General features: G+C 71.1%; 12 protein-coding genes. 8 read left to right on the top strand and 4 right to left on the bottom strand.

Annotated elements, in window-relative coordinates:
• The first annotated feature begins 38 nt into the window (after window positions 1–38).
• From NBW84_RS06030 to NBW84_RS06005, 6 genes are all read left to right on the top strand, one after another.
• Complete coding sequence (locus NBW84_RS06030; RefSeq protein WP_250282480.1) at window positions 39–1,688, top strand: ABC transporter substrate-binding protein; 1,650 nt, start codon at window positions 39–41, stop codon at window positions 1,686–1,688.
• A 153-nt stretch (window positions 1,689–1,841) separates the two neighbouring features.
• Window positions 1,842–3,182 (top strand): NtaA/DmoA family FMN-dependent monooxygenase, encoded by a 1,341-nt coding sequence (locus NBW84_RS06025; protein ID WP_250282477.1) that lies wholly within the window; start codon window positions 1,842–1,844, stop codon window positions 3,180–3,182.
• The gene (locus tag NBW84_RS06020; RefSeq protein ID WP_250282475.1) at window positions 3,182–4,216 is read left to right on the top strand and encodes an LLM class flavin-dependent oxidoreductase; all 1,035 of its coding nucleotides are present in this window, start codon (window positions 3,182–3,184) and stop codon (window positions 4,214–4,216) included. Before NBW84_RS06025 ends, NBW84_RS06020 begins: the two co-directional genes overlap by 1 nt.
• A gap of 185 nt (window positions 4,217–4,401) precedes the next feature.
• Window positions 4,402–5,343: an ABC transporter permease gene (locus tag NBW84_RS06015; RefSeq protein WP_250282473.1), complete on the top strand. Its 942-nt coding sequence runs from the start codon at window positions 4,402–4,404 to the stop codon at window positions 5,341–5,343.
• Window positions 5,340–6,191, top strand: coding sequence for an ABC transporter permease (locus NBW84_RS06010; protein WP_250282472.1), 852 nt, complete (start codon window positions 5,340–5,342; stop codon window positions 6,189–6,191). Before NBW84_RS06015 ends, NBW84_RS06010 begins: the two co-directional genes overlap by 4 nt.
• 85 nt (window positions 6,192–6,276) lie before the next feature.
• On the top strand, window positions 6,277–7,911 hold the full coding sequence (locus tag NBW84_RS06005) for a dipeptide ABC transporter ATP-binding protein (protein WP_250282470.1): 1,635 nt from the start codon (window positions 6,277–6,279) through the stop codon (window positions 7,909–7,911).
• 213 nt (window positions 7,912–8,124) lie between these two features.
• On the opposite strand, the gene NBW84_RS06000 is transcribed toward NBW84_RS06005, so the two are convergent.
• The 4 genes from NBW84_RS06000 to NBW84_RS05985 form a co-directional block, all read right to left on the bottom strand.
• Window positions 8,125–8,646, bottom strand: a complete 522-nt coding sequence (locus NBW84_RS06000) for an AfsR/SARP family transcriptional regulator (protein WP_445548333.1) — start codon at window positions 8,644–8,646, stop codon at window positions 8,125–8,127.
• A gap of 117 nt (window positions 8,647–8,763) precedes the next feature.
• Window positions 8,764–9,756, bottom strand: coding sequence for an LLM class flavin-dependent oxidoreductase (locus NBW84_RS05995; RefSeq protein ID WP_250282469.1), 993 nt, complete (start codon window positions 9,754–9,756; stop codon window positions 8,764–8,766).
• Window positions 9,757–10,081: 325 nt separating this feature from the next.
• Window positions 10,082–12,301 (bottom strand): NADP-dependent isocitrate dehydrogenase, encoded by a 2,220-nt coding sequence (locus NBW84_RS05990; RefSeq protein WP_250282467.1) that lies wholly within the window; start codon window positions 12,299–12,301, stop codon window positions 10,082–10,084.
• Between the two features lie 356 nt (window positions 12,302–12,657).
• Window positions 12,658–15,324 (bottom strand): serine/threonine-protein kinase, encoded by a 2,667-nt coding sequence (locus tag NBW84_RS05985; protein ID WP_250282465.1) that lies wholly within the window; start codon window positions 15,322–15,324, stop codon window positions 12,658–12,660.
• A 1,331-nt stretch (window positions 15,325–16,655) separates the two neighbouring features.
• Here NBW84_RS05985 and NBW84_RS05980 point away from each other — a divergent pair.
• Complete coding sequence (locus NBW84_RS05980) at window positions 16,656–17,834, top strand: ABC transporter substrate-binding protein (RefSeq protein WP_250282463.1); 1,179 nt, start codon at window positions 16,656–16,658, stop codon at window positions 17,832–17,834.
• Between the two features lie 71 nt (window positions 17,835–17,905).
• A partial coding sequence (locus NBW84_RS05975; RefSeq protein WP_250282462.1) for a branched-chain amino acid ABC transporter permease occupies window positions 17,906–19,805 on the top strand: 1,900 nt, incomplete at its 3' end.

The following is a 19,805-nucleotide window of genomic DNA, read 5'->3' as shown; positions in this document are numbered from 1 at the left end:
AATGCCTCGACGTATTTTTTCGACGAAACGGAGTTCCCATGCATTCCCGCAGGAGTTTTCTCACCCTTTCGGTGGGCTCGCTGGCCGTGTTCGGCCTGGGCTCAGGCCTGGTGGCCTGCGGGGAGGACTCCTCGCCGAGCGGGACCGGCGGGACGCCGAAGAGCGGCGGCAGCATCACTTTCGCCACCACCGCCGAGCCCGACAGCTGGGACCTGCACGTCTCGGTCTCCACGCTGTCGTCGTTGATCCTGCGCGCCGTGTACGACTCGCTGGTGTACCAGAAGACGGACGGCACCTTCGAGCCGTGGCTGGCGAAATCCTGGGAGATCTCCGACGACGGCCTGCGGTACACGTTCCAGCTGCGCGACGACGTCACCTTCCACGACGGGACCCCGTTCAACGCCGAGGCGGTGAAGGCCAACTTCGACCACATCGTGGATCCGGCGACGAAGTCCCGGAACTCCAAGACCCTGCTCGGCCCCTACGACCGGACCGAGGTCACCGGCGACTTCAGCGTGGTCGTGCACCTGAAGTCACCGCACTCGCCGCTGCTCGGCGCGTTGAGCAGCCCATACCTGAGCTTCCACTCGCCCGCCGTGCTGCGCGCCAACCCGGCCGACATCACCTCGGGCGGCAAGTTCCTGGTGAGCACCGGGCCGTTCGTGTCCTCGTCGCTCACCCCGGGGCAGAACGCCGTGTTCACCCGCCGCCCGGGCTACCGCTGGGCGCCGGCGTCGGCGTCGCACCCCGGGGAGGCCTACCTCGACCAGTATGTCGTGCAGTTCCTCGCCGACGACGCCGCCCGGGTCGGCGCGCTGACCTCGGGGCAGCTCGACGTGGCCGACCAGATCCCCGCCACCAGGCTCGCGCAGCTGCGCACCCAGCCGAGCATCAAGCTGGTCAGCCGCGAGACCGTCGGGTCACCGTTCACCTATTCGCTGAACACCACCAGGGCCCCGTTCGACAACCGGGACGTGCGCGTCGCGTTCCAGTCCGCCGTCGACACCGAGGCGATCACACAGGGCCTCTTCCAGGGTGTCTACAGCAGCGGCCGGTCCGTGCTGACCTCGTCCACCCCGGGCTACGACAAGTCGGTGGAGGGGATCTGGGGCTACGACAGGAACCGCGCGATCAGCCTGCTGGAGAAGGCCGGCTTCACCGCGACCGACAGCGAGGGCTACCGGGCTCGTGACGGGCGGCGGCTGAGCGTGACGCTGGCCTTTGCCGCCTCCTTCACCAGCGAGGAGCAGCGCAACTACCACACGGCGTTGAAGGACGCGGTCAAGCAGGTCGGTTTCGAGGTCGTCCTGCGCCCGCTGGACACCCCGTCGATCGTGCAGGCGTTTGCCACGGGCGACTACCACCTGGGATCCGGCTCGCCGTCGGCGATCGACGGCTCGATACTGCGCACGCTGTTCTACTCCAGCCAGTTGCCGGGCGTCGGCGGGGCGAACGCCGCCAGGGTCAACGACCCGGAGGTCGACGGCTGGTTGGACGAGGCGCTGCGCACGCGCGACGTGGCGGGCCAGAACGTGCTGTACGGCAAGGTGCAGCACAAGGTCCTCGCCGAGGCGTACGTGCTGCCGACCTTCGTGTCGAAGCGCACCTACGGCGTGCAGGAGCGGGTGCAGGGCTTCGCGCTGGGAGCGGGGAACCTGCCGACGCTGTCGGAGGTCTGGGTGAGCTGACGCCCGTGGCCGCCGGCCGGCCCGCGACCGCTCGCGCTGATACCGGACGCGAGCGGTCACAGGCCGGCCGGCCTCACTCAAGGATCGCTTTAGAACCTGCTGCCAGCATCCGTACGGTACCCGTGGTGTGTCCCGCGAGAGACGGAGGAACGCATGTCGTCAGATCTGGGTGGACGCGAACTGCACCTGAGCGTTCACCCGGTGGCGGCCGGGCACCATCCGGGGGCGTGGCGATGGCCGGGCGCGGACCCGCTGGCGTTCTCCCGCATCGAGGGCTATCTCGAGGTGGCGCAGGTGGCCGAGCGTGGGCGGCTCGACTCCATCTTCCTGGCGGACGTCCCGGGCCTGCACGCCGACATCGACGACTATCCGCAGCTCAACGGCCTCGAGCCGACGCTGATCCTGACCGCGATGGCGGTGGTCACCGAACGGATCGGGCTGGTCGGCACCGCCTCGACCACGTTCAACGAGCCGTTCAACATCGCCCGCCGGTTCCGGGCGCTGGACCTGATCAGCCACGGCCGGGCCGGCTGGAACGCGGTGACCACCTCGGGCCCCCGTGTCGCCGGCAACTTCGTCGCGGACGAGCCGAGCAGCCGCGCCCGCTACGCCAGGGCCGAGGAGTTCGTCGCGATCGTGCTCGAGCTGTGGCGCAGCTGGGCGCCGGACGCGCTGGTCGCCGACGTGGCATCCGGGCTCTACGCCGACATGTCGAGGATCCGGCCGATCGACCACCACGGCGAGTTCTTCAGCGTGCGGGGGCCGCTGAGCCTCCCGCCGTCCGAGCAGGGCTACCCGGTGCTCTACCACGCGGGCGTCTCCGACGACGTGCGCACGCTGACCGCGCGCACCGGCGAGGCGATGTTCACGGCCGTGGTCGACATCGACACGGCCCGTGACGAGCTGGACGTCGTGCGGTCCCGGGCGGCGGCCTTCGGCCGCCCGGCGGACGCGGTGCGTTTCCTGCCCGGGCTGGTCACCTCGGTCGGCGGCACCGAGCGGGAGGCTCTCGAACGACGCCAGGCCCTCGACGAGCTGTCCGGTACCCGCGGCGCGGTGCGCGGGCTGGCCGCGCAGCTCGGGCTGAACCCCGACGACCTGGAGCTGGACCGGCCGGTGCCACCCGCCCTGCGGGGCAGGCTGCACGCCGTCCGCGGCCACGCCCGCCCGGCCGCGCGCCGCGCACTGGAGGGGCAGACGGTACGGGACGTCATCCGGCGCGGCGGCGGTGGCGGCCACGTCGTGGCCGTGGGCGACCCCGAGCAGATCGCCGACCTGATCCAGGCATGGTTCGCCTCCGGCGTCGTGGACGGCTTCACTCTCATGCCGGACGTCACCTTCGACGGCCTGCCGGCCTTCGTGGACCACGTCGTGCCGGTCCTGCGCCGCCGCGGCCTGTTCCGCTCGGAGTACCGGGGCAGGACGCTGCGCGAGCACTACGGGCTGCCGATACCGGACGTCGCCACCCGCCGGCCGCTGGCGAAGGCCCTGTGATGGTCGCCCTCTCCCTCGTCGACCAGGGCCCGGTCTCCGCGCAGACCAGCCCGGCGCGGACCATCGGCCACTCGGTCGAGCTCGCCCAGCTGGCCGAGGAGCTCGGCTACACGAGGTTCTGGGTGGCCGAGCACCACGGGGTGCGCAACATGGCCTTCGCCGCCCCGGAGATCCTCATCGGCCACATCGCGGACCGCACCAGCCGGCTGCGGGTGGGCTCCGGCGGCATCATGCTGCCCAATCACACGCCGCTGCACGTCGCGGAGCAGTTCCGGACCCTCGAGGCGCTGCACCCGGGCCGGATCGACCTGGGCCTGGGCCGCTCCACCGGCACCGGTGACGACCCCACCCGCGACGCGCTGCTGCGCACCCCCGACGCGCTCGAGAGGTTCGGCGAGCATCTGCGGCAGCTGCTCGGCGTCGGCGGCCGGGTGCCGCTGGACCCGGACGACCCGTACCGGGAGCTCGTCGCGTCCCCGGCCGGTGTGCCGTTGCCGGCGGTGTTCCTGCTCGGCTCCAGCGTCAGCAGCGCCGAGCTCGCGGCGCGCGCCGGGCTGAGCTACGCCTTCCTCTGCGTCAACCAGGATCCGGACGTGGCCGTCCAGGCGCTGCGCCGCTATCGCGTGCTGTTCACCCCGGTGGCGGAGGGCGACCGGCCGCTGGCGATCTTGGCCACCCGGATCTGGGTCGGGGAGGACGACGAGCACGGGGAGGCGCTGGCCGCCCCCGAACGGCTCGCCGTGCTCGACTACCTCAGCGGCGATCCGCGCCCGCTCGAGTCCGTCGAGCAGGCGCTGGCCCGCACCAGCCGGCTCACCGACGCCCAGCTCGTCGCCCGCGACAAGGTCGACCTGCGGGGGGACGTGGTGGGCGGCATCGACCGGGTCGCCGGCCGGCTCGCCGAACTCGTCGAGGCGAGCGGGGTGGACGAGGTGATGGCCATCTCCAACATCCACAGCCCGGAGGACCGCCGGGAGTCCGTCCGGCGGCTGGCCGTGGCCGTCGGGCTGTGTCCGGCGCCGGTGAGCCGCTGAGCGAGCGAACCCCTGACCGGTGGACGCGGCGGCTCCACCGGCCAGGAGCACGGCGTGACGGGTGTGCCGTCCCAGCCGACCAAAAAATGTGATCAAGAAAATCGGAGCTCTCATCCATGAGCACTCGCAGGGACTCTCCTGCCCTCTGGGCGGCCTTCCCGGCCGCTGACCCGGTGAGCTGACACGTGTACGCTTCGTTGCCCCGGTTCCTGCTACGTCGGCTCCTCACCGGGATCCTGGTGCTGTGGGGCGCGGTGACGGTGACCTTCTTCGCGGTGAGCGCGGCCGGCGACCAGGTGGACGCGATCCTCGGCCCGCAGGCGGCGAACCTCCCGGGCCTGCGCGAGCGGGTCGCCGCGGAGTACGGGCTCGACCGACCGCTGCCGGTGCAGTACCTCGACCGCCTGGCATCGCTGGCCACCGGCGACTTCGGCCGCTCCTACCAGCGCAGCCAGCCGGTGACCAGGCTGCTTGGCAGCCAGATCCTGCCGACCCTTCAGCTGGCGCTGAGCGCGGCCCTGGTCGGCCTGCTGCTCGCGCTCATCGCCACCGTCATCACGGCGGGCCGGGGCCGGATCGTACGGACGGGCACGTCGGTGTTCGAGGTGCTCGCGGTGGCGGTCCCGCCGTTCTGGCTCGGCATCCTGCTGCTGTCGCTCTTCTCGTTCAACCTGCGCTGGTTCCCCGCCTTCGGCTCCCATGGCATCTCCGGCCTGGTGCTGCCCACGCTGGCGCTGGCGATCCCGCTCGCCGGTGTCCTCGCGCAGGTGATGCGCCAGGAGCTTGAGCTGGTCGAGGGCAGACCGTTCGTGCTCAGTGCCCGGGCCCGCGGCCAGAGCCGGCTCGGCCTGCTGCTGCGGCACACCCTGCGGCACGCGCTGCTGCCGGCCACGACGATGTCCGCCTGGGTGCTCGGCACGCTCGTCGGCGGCGCCGTGCTGGTGGAGAAGGTCTTCTCCCGGCCCGGTCTCGGCACCGTACTGGTCAACGCCGTGCAGCACCGCGACACGCCGGTGGTGTCGGCCGTGGTGATCCTGGCCGCGCTCATCTTCGTCGTGGCCAACGCCCTGGCCGACATGCTCTACCCGGTGATCGACGCGCGGCTGCGGGAAACGAGCCGGGCATGAGCGCGACGACAGCGGCCTTCGACACGGCCCGGCCCCGGTGGCGGGCCACCCGCGGCTCGCACATACTGCTCGCGATCAGCACGCTGGCCGTGGCCCTGATCGTCGCGTTGCTGCTGTTCCCCGGCGTCTTCGCGCCCTACGCGCCGGACACCAACGACGTGCAGCACACCTTCTCCCCGCCGAGCTCGACGCACTACCTCGGCACCGACCAGCTCGGACGGGACGTCTTCTCGCGGCTGGTCTACGGCGCCCGGTACTCGGTGACCACCGGCCTGGTGGCCACCGCGATCGCGGTCGTGGCGGGCTCGCTGGCCGGGCTGACCGCGGCGGCCGGCAGCCGGCTGGCCGACGCGCTGATCATGCGGCTGACCGACGTCTGGATGGCGTTCCCCGAGGTGCTGCTGGCGCTGCTGGTCATCGCGCTCATCGGGACGGGCTCGACGCAGATCGCGGTGGCGATCGGGGTGGCCGCCGTGCCGTACTACGGCCGTCTCGTGCGCGGGCAGGCACTCGCCGTGACAAAAGCCGAATACGTCGAGGCGGCGAAGATCCTGGGCGTACCCGCGTGGCGATATGTGCTGCGCCACGTGCTGCCCAACGTGGGCGGGCCGGTCGTGGTGCTCGCCTCGCTGGGGACCGGGAGCGCCATCGCCGCGGCGGCAGGGCTGAGCCTGCTCGGCCTCGGCCCGCTGCCACCGACTCCGGAATGGGGCGTGATGCTCGCCGAGGGACAGACCTATCTGGCGAACGCCTGGTGGATCGCGGTGTTCCCGGGGCTGGCCATCGTCGTGGTCGTCCTCGTCTCCACCACGCTCGGCCGCAGCCTGCAGGCAAGGAGCCTGCGGTGAGCGGCCGGCGGGCGGGGAGCCCGCTGCGGACCAGTCGGCGGGCGGAGCGCCCGCCGAGGACCAGCCGGCAGGCAGGGGGCCCGCGGTGACCCTGGTCGAGGTTGCCGGGCTGGAGGTCTCCTTCGGCCACGAGCCCCCCGTGGTACGCGACATCTCGTTCACCATCGAGGATGGTGAGTGCCTGGCACTGGTCGGGGAGTCCGGCTCGGGCAAGAGCGTCACCGCCCGGACGCTGCTCGGCCTGGCCGGCGAACGCGCCCGGGTCCGGGCGCGCACCCTGCGCGTCGGCAGCGCCGACGTCAGGAGCTTCTCCCAGCGTGACTGGCAGCGGCTGCGCGGCAAGTCGGTCGGCATGGTGCTGCAGGACGCGCTGGTGTCCCTGGATCCGCTGCGCCGGATCGAGGACGAGGTGGCCGAGTCCATCCGGCTGCACCAGCGGGACAGTACCCGTACCGAGCGGCACCGGCGCGTCCTGGAGGTGCTCGCCGAGGTCGGCGTCCCAGAGCCGGAGCTGCGCAGCCAGCAGTACCCCCACCAGCTCTCCGGCGGGCTGCGCCAGCGCGCCCTGATCGCCTCCGCCGTGGCGACACGGCCCGACCTGGTCATCGCGGACGAGCCGACCACGGCGCTGGACGTGATCGTGCAGCACCAGATCCTGCGACTGCTCGAAGAGATCAAGGAACAGGGCCGGGGCCTGCTGCTGATCAGCCACGACCTGGCGGTGGTCGCGAGGCTGGCCGACCGGATCGCGGTGATGCTCGACGGCCGCATCGTCGAGACCGGGCCCACCGAGCGCATCGTGGGCAGCCCCGAGCACCCCTACACCAGGACGCTGCTGGACATCGCCCGCGGCCGGCGCGCGCAGCGCCCGCCCCACGCCGGCGGGCAGACCCTGCTCGACGTCGACGCGGTGACCAAGAACTTCGGCGAACGCCGTGCCGTGGCCGGGGTGTCACTGACTCTGCGGGCGGGCGAGACGGTGGGCCTGGTCGGCGAGTCCGGCTCTGGCAAGAGCACGCTGGCACGGATGGTGATGGGCCTGACCGAACCCGACGAGGGGCGGATCCTCCTGCGCGGGCAGCCCTGGTCGGGCACGCCGGAACGCGCCAGGCGGGTGCAGCGGCAGCACATCCAGCTGATCCAGCAGGATCCGCAGGCGGCGTTCGACCCCCGCCACACCATCGGGCGCATCATCGCCGAGGCGTTGCCCGGCCAGCGCGGCGCCCGCCGCCGGGCCCAGATCACCGAACTGCTGGCCACGGTCGGGCTCGACGCGCACTTCGCCCACCGCCGTCCGCACCAGCTCTCCGGCGGGCAACGGCAGCGGGTGGCGATCGCCCGGGCGATCGCCCCGCAACCCGAGGTACTGATCTGTGACGAGCCGGTCTCCGCGCTGGACGTGTCGGTGCAGGCCCAGGTGTTGGACCTGCTGTCCGAGCTGCAGCAGCGCCTGGGCATCGCCCTGCTGTTCATCACCCACGACCTCACCGTCGTGGAGCAGATCAGCGACCGCCTACTGATCATGAACAACGGCGAGGTCGTGGAGGAGGGGCTCACCACGGCCGTGTTCGACAACCCGCAGCATCCCTACACCAACGCGCTGCTGCAGGCCGCCCCGCGCCTGCCCCTGCTGTCGGCCACCGCCTCACACGGTGGAGCCCCCGAACCGCGTGCGGCCACCGACAGCTACCAAGAAGTACCAGCAGTAACCGACAGCTAGCGGCCAGGGCCGGCCCGGACAGGCCGGCCCGTCCGGGCCGCGTCGCACGCACCGCCGAAAGCGCCGACGCCTCGCGGTCGGTGCTCAGAGCGTGTCTGATGGATGTTGGTCGATGTGGGCGGGGCGTTTCACAGCAGAGCTATGGCGACGACGACAACGCGGCGGTGGTCGTCTGGACACCGCCCGCGCGATCGAACATCCGTCAGACACCCCCTAACCTGCCATCTCGTAGTCGCGCTCCCCGTCGAGCATGGCCGTGTCGGCGAGGACAGCCCTGTCATTGAGGACGGCCTCGTCGTTGAGAATGGCGCTGTGCAACCGGCGCATCGTCTCGCCCGGCTCAAGCCCGAGTTCCTCCCGCAGGACCCGACGGGCGTCGCGGAACTGCGCGAGTGCCTCGGCCCGCCGGCCCGACCGGTGCAGGGCGAGCATCAACTGCTCCCGGAAGGTCTCGTGAAAGGGATGCTCGTCGACCCAGTTCGTGAGGTCGTTGACCACCTCGCGATGACGCCCGGTCCACAGCGCGCAGCGCGCGATCGACTCCAGGCACTCCAGCCGGGTCTCCTCGGCCCACCGCGCGAAGGTGCTGACGATCGTCCCGTTGCGCAGCCCGGCCAGTACCGGCCCCCGGAAAAGCCGCGCAGCCGCGGTGAAGCCGGCCAGCGCCCGCTCGGGGTCACCGACCATGTCCGCCCGGCCGCGGGCATGTAGCTGCCGCAGTTCGGTCACGTCCACGAGGGACTCGGCGGGGACAATGGCACCGCCGACGGAACACGGACGCGTCCGGCACCGCGCGCGACCGGCCGCGACGCGGAAATCTTCCGTCCGCCGCGGCCGGTCCCTGGTTCTTGCTCAGAAGGAGACGGCGGCCTTGGCCAGCAACTCGTAGGAACGAATCCGCGCGCCGTGGTCGGGGATCTGGGAGAGGGCGAAGAACTCCTGGGCGCCTGACTCGCGCAGCAGGGCCGCGAGCCTGGCGGTCACGCTGGACGGCGAGCCGACGAACTGCGGGTCGATCCGCTCCCGGCGGAACAGCTCCTCCTGCGGTGTGAAGCTGTGCTCCCGGGCATCCTGCTCGGTGGGCAGCAGGGTGTCGGGGTCGCCGGTGCGCATCCGGATCTGTCCGAGCACGAACGCGTCGGCAAAGGAGTGTGCGCGCTCGTCGGAGTCGGCGAGCAGCACGACGGCGGCAACCGCGCCGTAGGGGCTGTCCAGATGCACCGACGGCCGGAACGCCTTGCGGTACGCGGCGAGCGCCACGGGCGCGAAGCCCGGCACGATCGTGTGCGCGTAGACGTAGGGAAGACCGCATGCGCCGGCGAACGCGGCGCTGCTCGGGCTGGACCCGACCAGCCAGAACTCGGGCGCCACGGCCGGTTCGGGCACGGCGCGCACCCGGGCGCCGCTCCGGTCACGGCGGAAGTACCCGGTGAGCTCGTCGAGCTGGGCGCCGAAGTCACGGGGGCGGGAGTCGCCCAGCCGCCCGGCCGCCTCGGGCGAGCCGCCCGTCGCCCGGCCGATCCCGAGATCGACCCGGCCGGGGTACAGCGAGCCGAGCACGCCGAACTGTTCGGCGACGGCCAGCGGTGAGTGGTTGGGCAGCAGCACGGCGCCGGAGCCGACCCGTATCGTGCTGGTCGCGGCGAGGATCTGGCCGGCGAGCACGGCCGGGGCCGAGGTGGCGAGCGCGGGGGTGCTGTGGTGCTCGGCCACCCAGTAGCGGCGGTAGCCGAGCTCCTCGGCGACACGGGCCAGGTCGATGGTGTCGCGCAACGCGTCGGCCGCGGTACCGGAACGCCAGACCGGCACCGTGTCGTGCACCGAAACGATGGACGCTTCGACCATCGGTTTCCTCCTGGCTGCATCCCACTGGCCGTATCCCACCAGAAGGTGAGGATGACTCGGCATCATCGACCGATCAAGTCAAGCTGAGCATTCCTCACGTTGTCAACAGCCTCCACGGCCCGCGGACCGCCCCGTCGCCGGACCGCCGGTTGCCTCCGGCACGGACGGCTACCAGCCCGAATGGGCAGCGTGGACGCCGGGTCCATACCCGGCACGCGTCTGTTGCCCGGACCGGACAGCCGGCCCGGGCTGCCGCCGACGGACGCCCCGGGCCGGTGGCAGCTGGAAACCGCCGGCCCGGGGCCGTCCGCGGACGGGCTCCTCGTCAGCCGAGGATCGCCAGGGCCTCGTTGAAGGTCGTCGACGGGCGCAGGGCTGCCGCGGCCCTGGCCGGGTCCGGCTGGTAGTAGCCGCCGATGTCGACCGGCGAGCCCTGGACCGCGACCAGCTCGTCGACGATGGTCCGCTCCTGCGCGGTGAGCGTCTTGGCGAGGCCGGCGAACGCGTCCGCGAGCTGCGTGTCGTCGGTCTGCGCGGCCAGCTCCTGCGCCCAGTAGAGGGCCAGGTAGAAGTGGCTGCCGCGGTTGTCGAGGCCGCCGAGGCGCCGGCTGGGCGACCTGTCCTCGTTGAGGAAGGTGGCGGTCGCCCGGTCGAGGGTGTCGGCGAGCACCTTGGCGCGCGCGTTGCCCGTCGTCTGCGCGAAATGCTCGAAGCTGACCGCCAGCGCGAGGAACTCGCCCAGGCTGTCCCAGCGCAGGTAGTTCTCCTTGAGCAGCTGCTGGACGTGCTTGGGCGCGGACCCGCCGGCACCGGTCTCGAACAGGCCACCACCGTTGATCAGCGGGACGACCGAGAGCATCTTGGCGCTGGTGCCAAGCTCCAGGATCGGGAACAGGTCGGTGAGGTAGTCGCGCAGCACGTTGCCGGTGACCGAGATCGTGTTCTCGCCGCGGCGGATCCGCTCCAGGGAGAACGCGATCGCCTCCACCGGCGACCTGATCTCGATCTGGAGGCCCTCGGTGTCGTGCTCGGCCAGGTACGCCCTGACCTTCCCGATCAGCGTCGTGTCGTGCGCGCGGCTGGGGTCGAGCCAGAACACCGCCGGGTCGCCGGTGGCCCGGGCACGGGCGACGGCGAGCTTCACCCAGTCCCTGATCGGCGCGTCCTTGGTCTGGCAGGCGCGGAAGATGTCGCCGGCGGCGACCGGCTGCTCCAGGATCACGGTGCCGGCCTCGTCGACGAGCCGCACCGTGCCCGCGGTGGGGATCTCGAAGGTCTTGTCGTGGCTGCCGTACTCCTCGGCCGCCTGCGCCATCAGGCCGACGTTGGGCACCGAGCCCATCGTCGTCGGGTCGAAGGCGCCGTGCGCGCGGCAGTCGTCGATGACGACCTGGTAGATGCCGGCGTAGCTGCTGTCGGGCAGGACGGCGAGGGTGTCCGCCTCCTGGCCGTCCGGGCCCCACATGTGGCCGGAGGTGCGGATCATCGCCGGCATGGACGCGTCGACGATGACGTCGCTGGGCACGTGCAGGTTGGTGATGCCGCGATCGGAGTCGACCGCCGCCAGCGCCGGGCCGTCGGCCAGCTCGGCGTCGAAGGACGCCCTGACCGCCGCGCCGTCGGGCAGCGCGCCCAGGCCGGCCAGGATGGCGCCGAGCCCGTCGTTGGGGCTCAGGCCCGCCGCGGCCAGCGTCTCACCGTAGGCGGCGAAGGTCTTCGGGAAGAACGCCCGCACCACGTGGCCGAAGATGACCGGGTCGGAGACCTTCATCATCGTGGCCTTCAGGTGCACCGAGAACAGCACGCCCTCGGCCTTGGCCCGGGCGATCTGGGCGGTGAGGAACTCCCGCAGCGCGGCCACCCGCAGCACGGCGGCGTCCACGACCTCGCCGGCGAGCACCGGCAGGGTGGCGCGCAGCACGGTGGTGCTCCCGTCGGCGCCGGCCAGCTCGATGCGCAGCGAGCCGTCCGCGGCGATGACCGCCGACTTCTCGGTGGCGCGGAAGTCGTCGGCGGCCAGGGTGGCGACGTTCGTCCTCGACTCGGGGCTCCACGCGCCCATCCGGTGCGGGTGCGTCCTGGCATAGCTCTTCACGGACGCGGGGGCGCGCCGGTCGGAGTTGCCCTCGCGCAGCACCGGGTTGACGGCGCTGCCCTTGATCTTGTCGTACCGGGCGCGGACCTCCCGCTCCTCGTCGCTCTTCGGGTCGTCCGGGTAGTCCGGCAGGGCATAGCCCTTCTGCCGCAGCTCGGCGATGGCCGCCTTCAGCTGCGGGATCGACGCCGAGATGTTCGGCAGCTTGATGATGTTCGCCTCGGGGCGGCGGGCCAGCTCACCGAGCTCGGCGAGCGCGTCGTCGATGCGCTGGTCCGCGGTGAGACGTTCGGGGAAGCTGGCGATGATCCGCCCGGCCAGGGAGATGTCACGGCTTTCGACGCTGACACCGGCCGTGCGGGCGTACGCCTGGACCACGGGCAGGAACGAGTACGTCGCCAGGGCCGGGGCCTCGTCAGTGTGCGTATAGATGATGGTCGAATCAGTCACCGATGCTCCGCTTCACGTCTGCTTCATATCGTTATCAAGGTTATGTCTTGATCTTCATTGCTACCTTGATTGTGAGCAGGCGTGTGGCGACGGCGTCGGCGAGCGGCCGGGCCGACGGCCCCGGCTGCCCCCCGGCCAGGGCCGCTGGCCGGGGGGCAGCCAGGCCCGCGGAGCCGGCGCTGTGACCCGTCTCACGGGGCTGTGGCCCTTGGAACGCAGGTCGTTCGTCCCCGCGCGGGCGAGCTGTGGCCCGCCCCCGGGGGAAAAGTAGCCCGCCCCCGGGGGAAAAGAGCGGCCCGTCCCACAGGACGGAAAGCCATTCCGGCGTGGAAGGATGCCTGTCCCGCGGCGGGGCTTCAGTGGGTGAACCTGTGGGTGATGTCGGTGTCGCTCCCGGCGGCCCGGCTCCCCCACCACCCTGGCGATCCGGGTCCGCGCGGCTCGCGCCGCGTCATGCCGGGGCTATCCGTGTCGCCACCCGGGCCGGACGGGCCGGTCGGGCTCTCCGGGACGTCCAGCAGCGCGGCGCACACGGCCGTGGCGTCGCTGAAACGCTCCTCCCGCCGGCGCCGGCAGCACCTCGCGACCAGGCCCCTGAGCTCCTCGGAGCAGGTGAGGACGGAGACGTCGAGGTCCTCGTGCAGCCGGCGGAACATCACGTTCTCCACACCGCCGTCCCGGGAGATCGCTCCGCCGAGCAGCTCGAAGAGCACCAGCCCGAACGAGAAGATGTCCGTCCTGCCGTCGACGGCCCCACCCCGGATCTGCTCGGGTGACATGTACGCTGGCGTGCCCACCAGCCCCTCGCCTCTGGTCACTTCGGTGGAATCGCTCTGGAGACTGCGCGCCACGCCGAAGTCGACCATCACCGGCCGGCCTGCCTCGCTGATGATGACGTTGCTGGGCTTCACGTCGAGCCGGACGATGTCCAGACTGTGCAGGTACACGATCGCCCGCAGGAGACCGGTGGCGACACCGACCGCCTCGGCGACCGGGAACCCCCGCTCGCGCAGGCGCTGGTTCAGGCCGTCGCCGTGGACGAAGTCCATGACGATGCCCAGCCGGCCGTCGGGCTCGTCGAGCAGCTGGTACGTGTGCACGACGTTCGGGTGGTCCAGTTGCAGGGCGATACGGGCTTCCCGCAGGAACCGGCTGCGTGCCTCCTGGTCCTCGCCGAGCGTCGGACTCAGCACCTTGATCGCGCGGAGGGCACCCGCGCCGAACTGGGCGTCCCGCGCGACGTAGACGGTGCCCATCCCACCGACGCCGAGGACGTCGACCAGCTCGAAACGCCCGTCGCCCATGAAACGCTCCGAACGGGGCACCCGCAGCGTGCCGCTCCCGGCCCGAGTGAAGCGGCCCGCGGGGGACGGATGCGGCCGGCCGGCCGGGGCGCCCGTGCTGTCGGGATCCGCGCCCGCCGGAGGCTCGCCACGGTGCGGGAACGAGGGGCCGGCGCCCGGGGGCGAGGGGGCGGCGCCCGGGGGCGAGGGGGCGGCGCCCGGGAACGGGCTGTCGTTCGTGAGCACACCGCCGAGCAGGTCGATGCTCTCCCGTTCGTTCGCCCGGGCAACCCGCAGCACCCGTCCCCGCATCCGCCGGCTGAGCCGGTAGGTCGCCATCCGGGCCTGGGCGACACCACCGACAAAGGTGCTCTCACCGCTCCCGCCAGGCCGCTGGTCCTCGATCACGCCGTTGGCGGCGAGATGGCGCAGAACCAGGTCCACCCGCCGTTCCGACAGGGACAGCAGCGGCGAGAGCCCCCGCTCGCCGGAGACGACGTCGGTGGCGGTGAACACACCGCCCTCACTGCGCAGCACCCAGTCGGTCACGTAGTGGGCGCCCAGCCGGAACCTGTCCTCCTCCAGGCTGCGTCCCTCCTCGCCGGAACGGCCGAGCAGCCCGTTCAGGACATCGGAGAGATCCGCGTAGAGACCGATGCGTTCGACGTCCTCGGGGGACATCCGGATGACCGGGACGCTCGTCCGCTGGAACGTCTCCCAGACGATGAGGTCGTTGAGCTCCTGGACGAGCCGGCGCGGCACGCCACGCCCCTTGTAGTCCAGGTAGTTCGCCACCCGTTCCACGGACTCGGCGTTGTTGGGGCCCTGTCCGCACACCTCGCGGAGCAGGCTGGTGCCGCTGTCCCACACGCACGGCACGTAGGCCCGCCAGGAGAAGACACTCTCGAAGATCCCGATACCGAAATCGCTGTCGGTGACCGCACGGTCCAGCACGTCGACGCCCGCCACGAAGATGAAGTGTGCCGCGGACGCCGTCAGCACGTTCTTGAAGACGGTGAGGATCTCGTCGAAGCTCTCCATTCCACGCGGGCTGCTCGTCAGCTTGTCGAGCTCGTCGATCACCACCACGAGATGGACGGGCGCGGCCGGCCGGCGCCGGCGGAACCCGCGGCCACGGCCGTGGCTTCTCGACCGGCCGAGCATTTCGACGATCCGCAGAAAATCGTGCTCGACGTCCCCGTCCGCGTAGGTGAGAAAGGACGCCTCGGTCGCCAGCGACCGGGTGGTCTTCGTCCCGCGTTCGAGTTTGGGGGCGAGTCCCGCAAACGGCAGCTGGCCGTTCGCGCCGAACGTGCGGTTGAGCTCGTGGCCCTCCTCCGAGCGGGAGGTCAGCGACATCGACGTGCGGGCGTACGCGAGCAGGATCGAGTTGCGGATGTCCTCCTCGAGCTCGGCGAGCACGCCGGTGTCGTCGAGGGTTTCCACCACCCGCCGGGTCACCGCGAACAGGAACTCGTTGCTGGTGACCGGCCGGGCCACGTTGAGGAAGACGGGCAGGTAGCGGCGATTGCCGCTGTACTGGGACAACCATCGCAACGTCGAGCGGACCAGCGTGGTCTTGCCGGCGCCGCGGAAGCCCGCGATGAGAAAGGCGCCGCCTTCCGAACGGTCGATCCGGGCGCGCAGGGTGTCCGCCAGCCGGCCGTGCCCGAGCCGTCCGCGAATGTCACGTTCCAGCGCCGGGCCGTGCACGTAACGGAAGTCGCCGGATAAGACCACGTCCGTCGACGGACTCCCCCAACCGACCATGTGAATACCGTACCCAGACCGGCGCCGTTGCGTGACACCCAGATCACCGCCATCGCCGGATTCGGCCGGCGAGCGGAATTCGGCCGGCACCCCGTGACCGCCCGCCCGGCCTCGTCACGGACAGGCCCGCACGAGCGCCCGAGGCGACTTCACCGCCATCGTCGGCCTGGGGATGCCGCGGGCAGGCGCGCACGAGCGGCCGGGTCACGCACGAGCAACCGGATAAGGCGTCGAACCACCGGCCACCGGCGCGCGGGGCCTGGGTGACCGCCGCTGCGGCGCGGGTCGGCCCCTCTCGGCAGGCCGCGACGCCCGGACAGGCCGGATCCGGTCCCGGCTCTGATCCCGGCCCTCCGCCCACAAGGACATCACGGTCCGCCAGTGGCGGATTACGGCGTCGACTGGTGGGCCGGGCAGGGCGTCGGCGTGAAAATTCCGCATTGACCTGTCATCCGAGGTCCTCTACGGTGTCCGAACGAACAGTTGTTTGTAACCTACATCACCCTCCGCCCCATCCCCCCGCGAGTACACCGCGACCCGAACGCCGAGAACGGAAGACCCCTCCGGCTCCCAGCCTCCTGACCCTACGGGATCAGCGTCTTCCAGAGAGCGACAGAGGCCACCATGAACACAACGGTGCGCATCTCCAGAAATCTGTCAGCACCCTGGCCCTGACCCTGGCCGTCGGCCGCTTCCGCCAGTGATGCCGACAAACTGCCCCGCCTGCCCCGCGCCCCGGCCCGACGCGCGCGAAACGGCATCCCACCCGGCGGCCCGACCAGCCGGACGCGGCGGGCACGGCGGGCACGGCGGGCGTGTCCGACACGGTGGGCACGGCGGGCGCAGCCACCGGTCGGGCGGGAGCGGCCCGGGCCAGCGTGGGCGACTCCGGCCCGGGCCGCTCCCGCCCGACCGCGGAACACCGGCCCAAAACCGCGGAACAACACCGCGGAGCGGCCGGCCCGCGAAAATCATCCGATCACGCAATATGCCAACGCAACGGAGGACGCCAGATGACCGACGACTACGAACCGTCGCCGAGAAGGCGCGGAAGCCAGGCGCGTACGAAACCCGCCAAGAACACACCCCCGCGCCCGGAACAGCAGAGAAGGAGACGCTCGGTCGGTGAGTGGCTCAACCGTATCCGGTCCGGTGAACCAGCGGCGGAAAGCACACCGGCTTTATGCACCGGCCAGCACCCGCGCCAGCACCGGCGCCGCTGGCCGCTGTCCGGGCGGCCGCATCCCCGGCCCCTCGTACGGCGGCGAGGAATCGTCGCCACAGCCGCGGTGATCGCCGCGGTGACGGGCCTCGTCTCCTGTTCGTCGGACGGCGGCGGCAACACGGCGAACGGTTCGGGAACGCCCGAAATCGTCGTGGGCAACATCGGGACGTACAGCGGCCCCACCGCGTCCTCCCAGGCGCAGGCACAGGACATGGCAAAAGCCTGGGCATCATGGGTGAACGCCCACGGCGGGATCAACGGGCGCCGCGTCAGACTGGTTGTCATGGATGACGGGGGGAACGCGACGACCGCGCTCTCCCAGGTCAAGAAACTCGTCGAGCAGGAACACGTCGTCGCGGTCATAGGAAACCACTCGAACTCGGACGTGAACTGGGCGTCCTACATCAGCGGCACGGACGTGCCCGTCATCGGCGGCACCTCCCTGGACCTGCCCTTCGTGACGAACCCGTCCTTCTTCCCGGTCGGGCCGTCCGTCATCGCGGGACTGTACGGGGTGCTGCAGATAGCGAAAGCGAAAGGCCCGAAGATGGGCCTGCTCTACTGCGCGGAGGCGCCGCAGTGCGCCAGCGCGGTGCCGCTGTACACGACGCTGGCCAAGGCGCTCGGCCTCAGTATTCCCTACAACGCGAAGGTGGCGGCCTCGGCGCCCGACTACACCTCGCAGTGCCAGGGCCTGAAGGAGGCGGGCGTCCAGTCCGTGAGCGTGCTGGCGCCGTCCGACACCGTCGTCCGCGTGCACCGGGCCTGCGCGGACCAGGGCATCAACGTCCCGGAGGTCGCCCAGGACGGCACCGTCACGACCAGCTGGCTGAAGGAGCCGTCGCTCAACGGAATGCGGGCCGTCGGATATGTCGCACCCTTCTACGACAGGTCCATACCGGCGACCCGGGAATTCCACGACGCCATCCAGCAGTACGCGCCGGGCATCGAGGCGGTGCTGTCCGAGCAGTCGGCCGATGTCTGGGCCAGCGGAAAGCTCTTCGAGGCCGCGGTCAGGGCCGCGCCCGCCGGGGAGCTCACGGCCACCGCGGTGAAGAAAGGCCTCTACAGCCTCCGGGACGAGACGCTCGGTGGCCTCACGGTCCCGTTGAACTTCGTGGCGGGAAAGCCGACCTCCATCAAGTGCTGGTTCACGATGGGCATCGAGGACGGCGCGTTCGTCGGGCCGAACGGCCTGGCGACGCAGTGCGCTCCCGCGTCCGTCGTTGATCCCGTGGTCGCGACCCTCGGCTGACCAGTCCTCGGGCTGGGACGGCCTCTCGGTGCCGTCCCAGCCCGGTATGCCGATCGTTTGGGAGATCCAGAGTGACGACCTTACTTCCGTTCCTGGTCGCCGGGCTGACAACGGGCTCCGTCTACGGGATCGCCGGGCTGGGCCTCGTGCTGACCTACAAGACGTCGCGGCTGTTCAACTTCGCGCACGGCGCGCTCGCCACCATCGCGGCCTTTCTTTTCTACACCCTGCACGTCCAGCACCATCTGCCGTGGCCGCTGGCCGCGTCGATCTGCGTTCTCGTCGCCGGCCCGGTACTCGGGCTCGCTTTCGAGCTGGTCGGCCGAATGATCAGTGACCGTTCCCTGCCGGTACGGGTCGCCGGCACGGTCGGTATTCTGCTTGTCGTACAGGCGGTGATATCACTCGTCTACGGCGCGACGGAGACCCGCAAGGTGCCGCCGTTCCTGGGAACTCATGTCCTCCGTGTGGCGAACACGAGCATCACCCAGGACAAAATCATCATCTGGGTCATCGGCGCGGCGGCGACGCTCGCACTTTTCCTCGTCTTCCGGCACACCCGGCGGGGCCTTGCGATGCAGGCCGTCGTCGACGACATCGACCTGCTCGACTGCGCCGGCACCAGCCCTGTACGGGTCCGGCGGCTCGCGTGGGTCATCGGCGTCTCGTTCGCCGCGCTGTCAGGTGTGCTGCTGGCACCGCTCGTCACCCTTGACGGGGTGACACTGACGCTGCTGGTGGTCCAGGCTTTCGGCGCGGCCGCCATCGGCAGGTTCTCGAACCTGCCCGCCACCTATCTCGGCGGCCTGCTCATCGGTGTGGGCGGCGCCCTCTGCTCGAAGTACTTCACCACGGGCCTGCTGGCGGGAATACCGACCGCGTTGCCCTTCCTCGTCCTGTTCGCCGTCCTGCTGGTCTCCCCTCGCGGCCGGCTCGGGGAGCGGGCGGCGGCGCTGCCGCGGTCCGTGGCACAGTGGCGTTTCCCGCTCCCGTTCCAGCTGGCGGGCGCGGCAGCCGTCCTGGTCCTCCTCCTGACCGTCCCCGGATTCGCCGGGCTCCACCTGACCGACTGGACCCTGTTCCTGACCTCGACGATTCTCTTTCTCTCCCTGGGCCTGCTGGTACGCAGCTCGGGGCAGGTGTCGCTCTGCCACGTGGGTTTCACCGCGATCGGCGCGGCCGCCTTCTCCCGTCTGACGGTCGGCCACGGGCTGCCGTGGTTCGCCGCGCTGCTGCTGTCCGCTCTCGTCGCGGTGCCGATCGGCGCCGTTCTCGCGATTCCGGCGATCAGGCTCTCCGGGCTGTACCTCGCCCTGGCGACCCTGGGATTCGGCATTCTCCTCGCCTACATGTTCTACACACAGAGCTACATGTTCGGCGGCATAGGTGCCGGGCTGACCGAGCCGCGGCCCCAGCTGGGCTGGCTCGACCTCGAAAGCGACCGTGGCTACTACTATCTGGTGCTGGCATTCACCGTCGTGGTCACGGCCATCATCGTGCTGCTGGTACGCAGCCGGCTCGGCAGGCTGCTGCGGGCGCTGGCCGACAGCCCGACGGGCCTTGCCGCCAGTGGCACGTCGACCAACGTCACTCGCGTCCTGGTCTTCTGCATCTCGGCTTTTCTCGCCGCGGCGTCGGGTGCGCTTGCCGGCGGCGCGGTCAGCACGGTGACAGCCGACTCCTACCAGCCGTTGACGTCGCTGGTCTATTTCGCCCTGATCGTCATCAGCCCGGGCGGTGAGCCCTGGTACGCGCTGCTGGCCGCCGCGGGCCTCACCCTGGTTCCGTCGTACGTGAGCGGCGACAACATCGCCACCTGCCTCCAGCTCGTCTTCGGCGCGGCGGCGCTCCTGCTCGCGGTCACGCCGCCGTCGCTGCGCTGCGTCCCCGCGGTGGTCCAGCGCACCGCCGGACAGCTCGGCCGCCGCCGGCCGTTCACCCGCGGGCCGCGCGTGAACGGCGCCCGCGGCG

The organism is Protofrankia sp. CiP1_Cm_nod2, assembly GCF_920664355.1.
In the GTDB taxonomy this organism is placed as follows: Bacteria; Actinomycetota; Actinomycetes; order Frankiales; family Frankiaceae; genus Protofrankia.
The sequence above is the reverse complement of the archived record's forward strand: the minus strand, read 5'-3'. Positions and strand labels throughout refer to the sequence as shown.

What these genes read in the sequence shown, in the direction of transcription:
- NBW84_RS06025 (WP_250282477.1), top strand. Translation starts at nt 1,842, where the DNA reads ATGTCGTCAGATCTGGGTGGACGCGAACTGCACCTGAGCGTTCACCCG.
- NBW84_RS06010 (WP_250282472.1), top strand. Translation starts at nt 5,340, where the DNA reads ATGAGCGCGACGACAGCGGCCTTCGACACGGCCCGGCCCCGGTGGCGG.
- NBW84_RS06030 (WP_250282480.1), top strand. Translation starts at nt 39, where the DNA reads ATGCATTCCCGCAGGAGTTTTCTCACCCTTTCGGTGGGCTCGCTGGCC.
- NBW84_RS06020 (WP_250282475.1), top strand. Translation starts at nt 3,182, where the DNA reads ATGGTCGCCCTCTCCCTCGTCGACCAGGGCCCGGTCTCCGCGCAGACC.
- NBW84_RS05995 (WP_250282469.1), bottom strand. Translation starts at nt 9,756, where the DNA reads ATGGTCGAAGCGTCCATCGTTTCGGTGCACGACACGGTGCCGGTCTGG.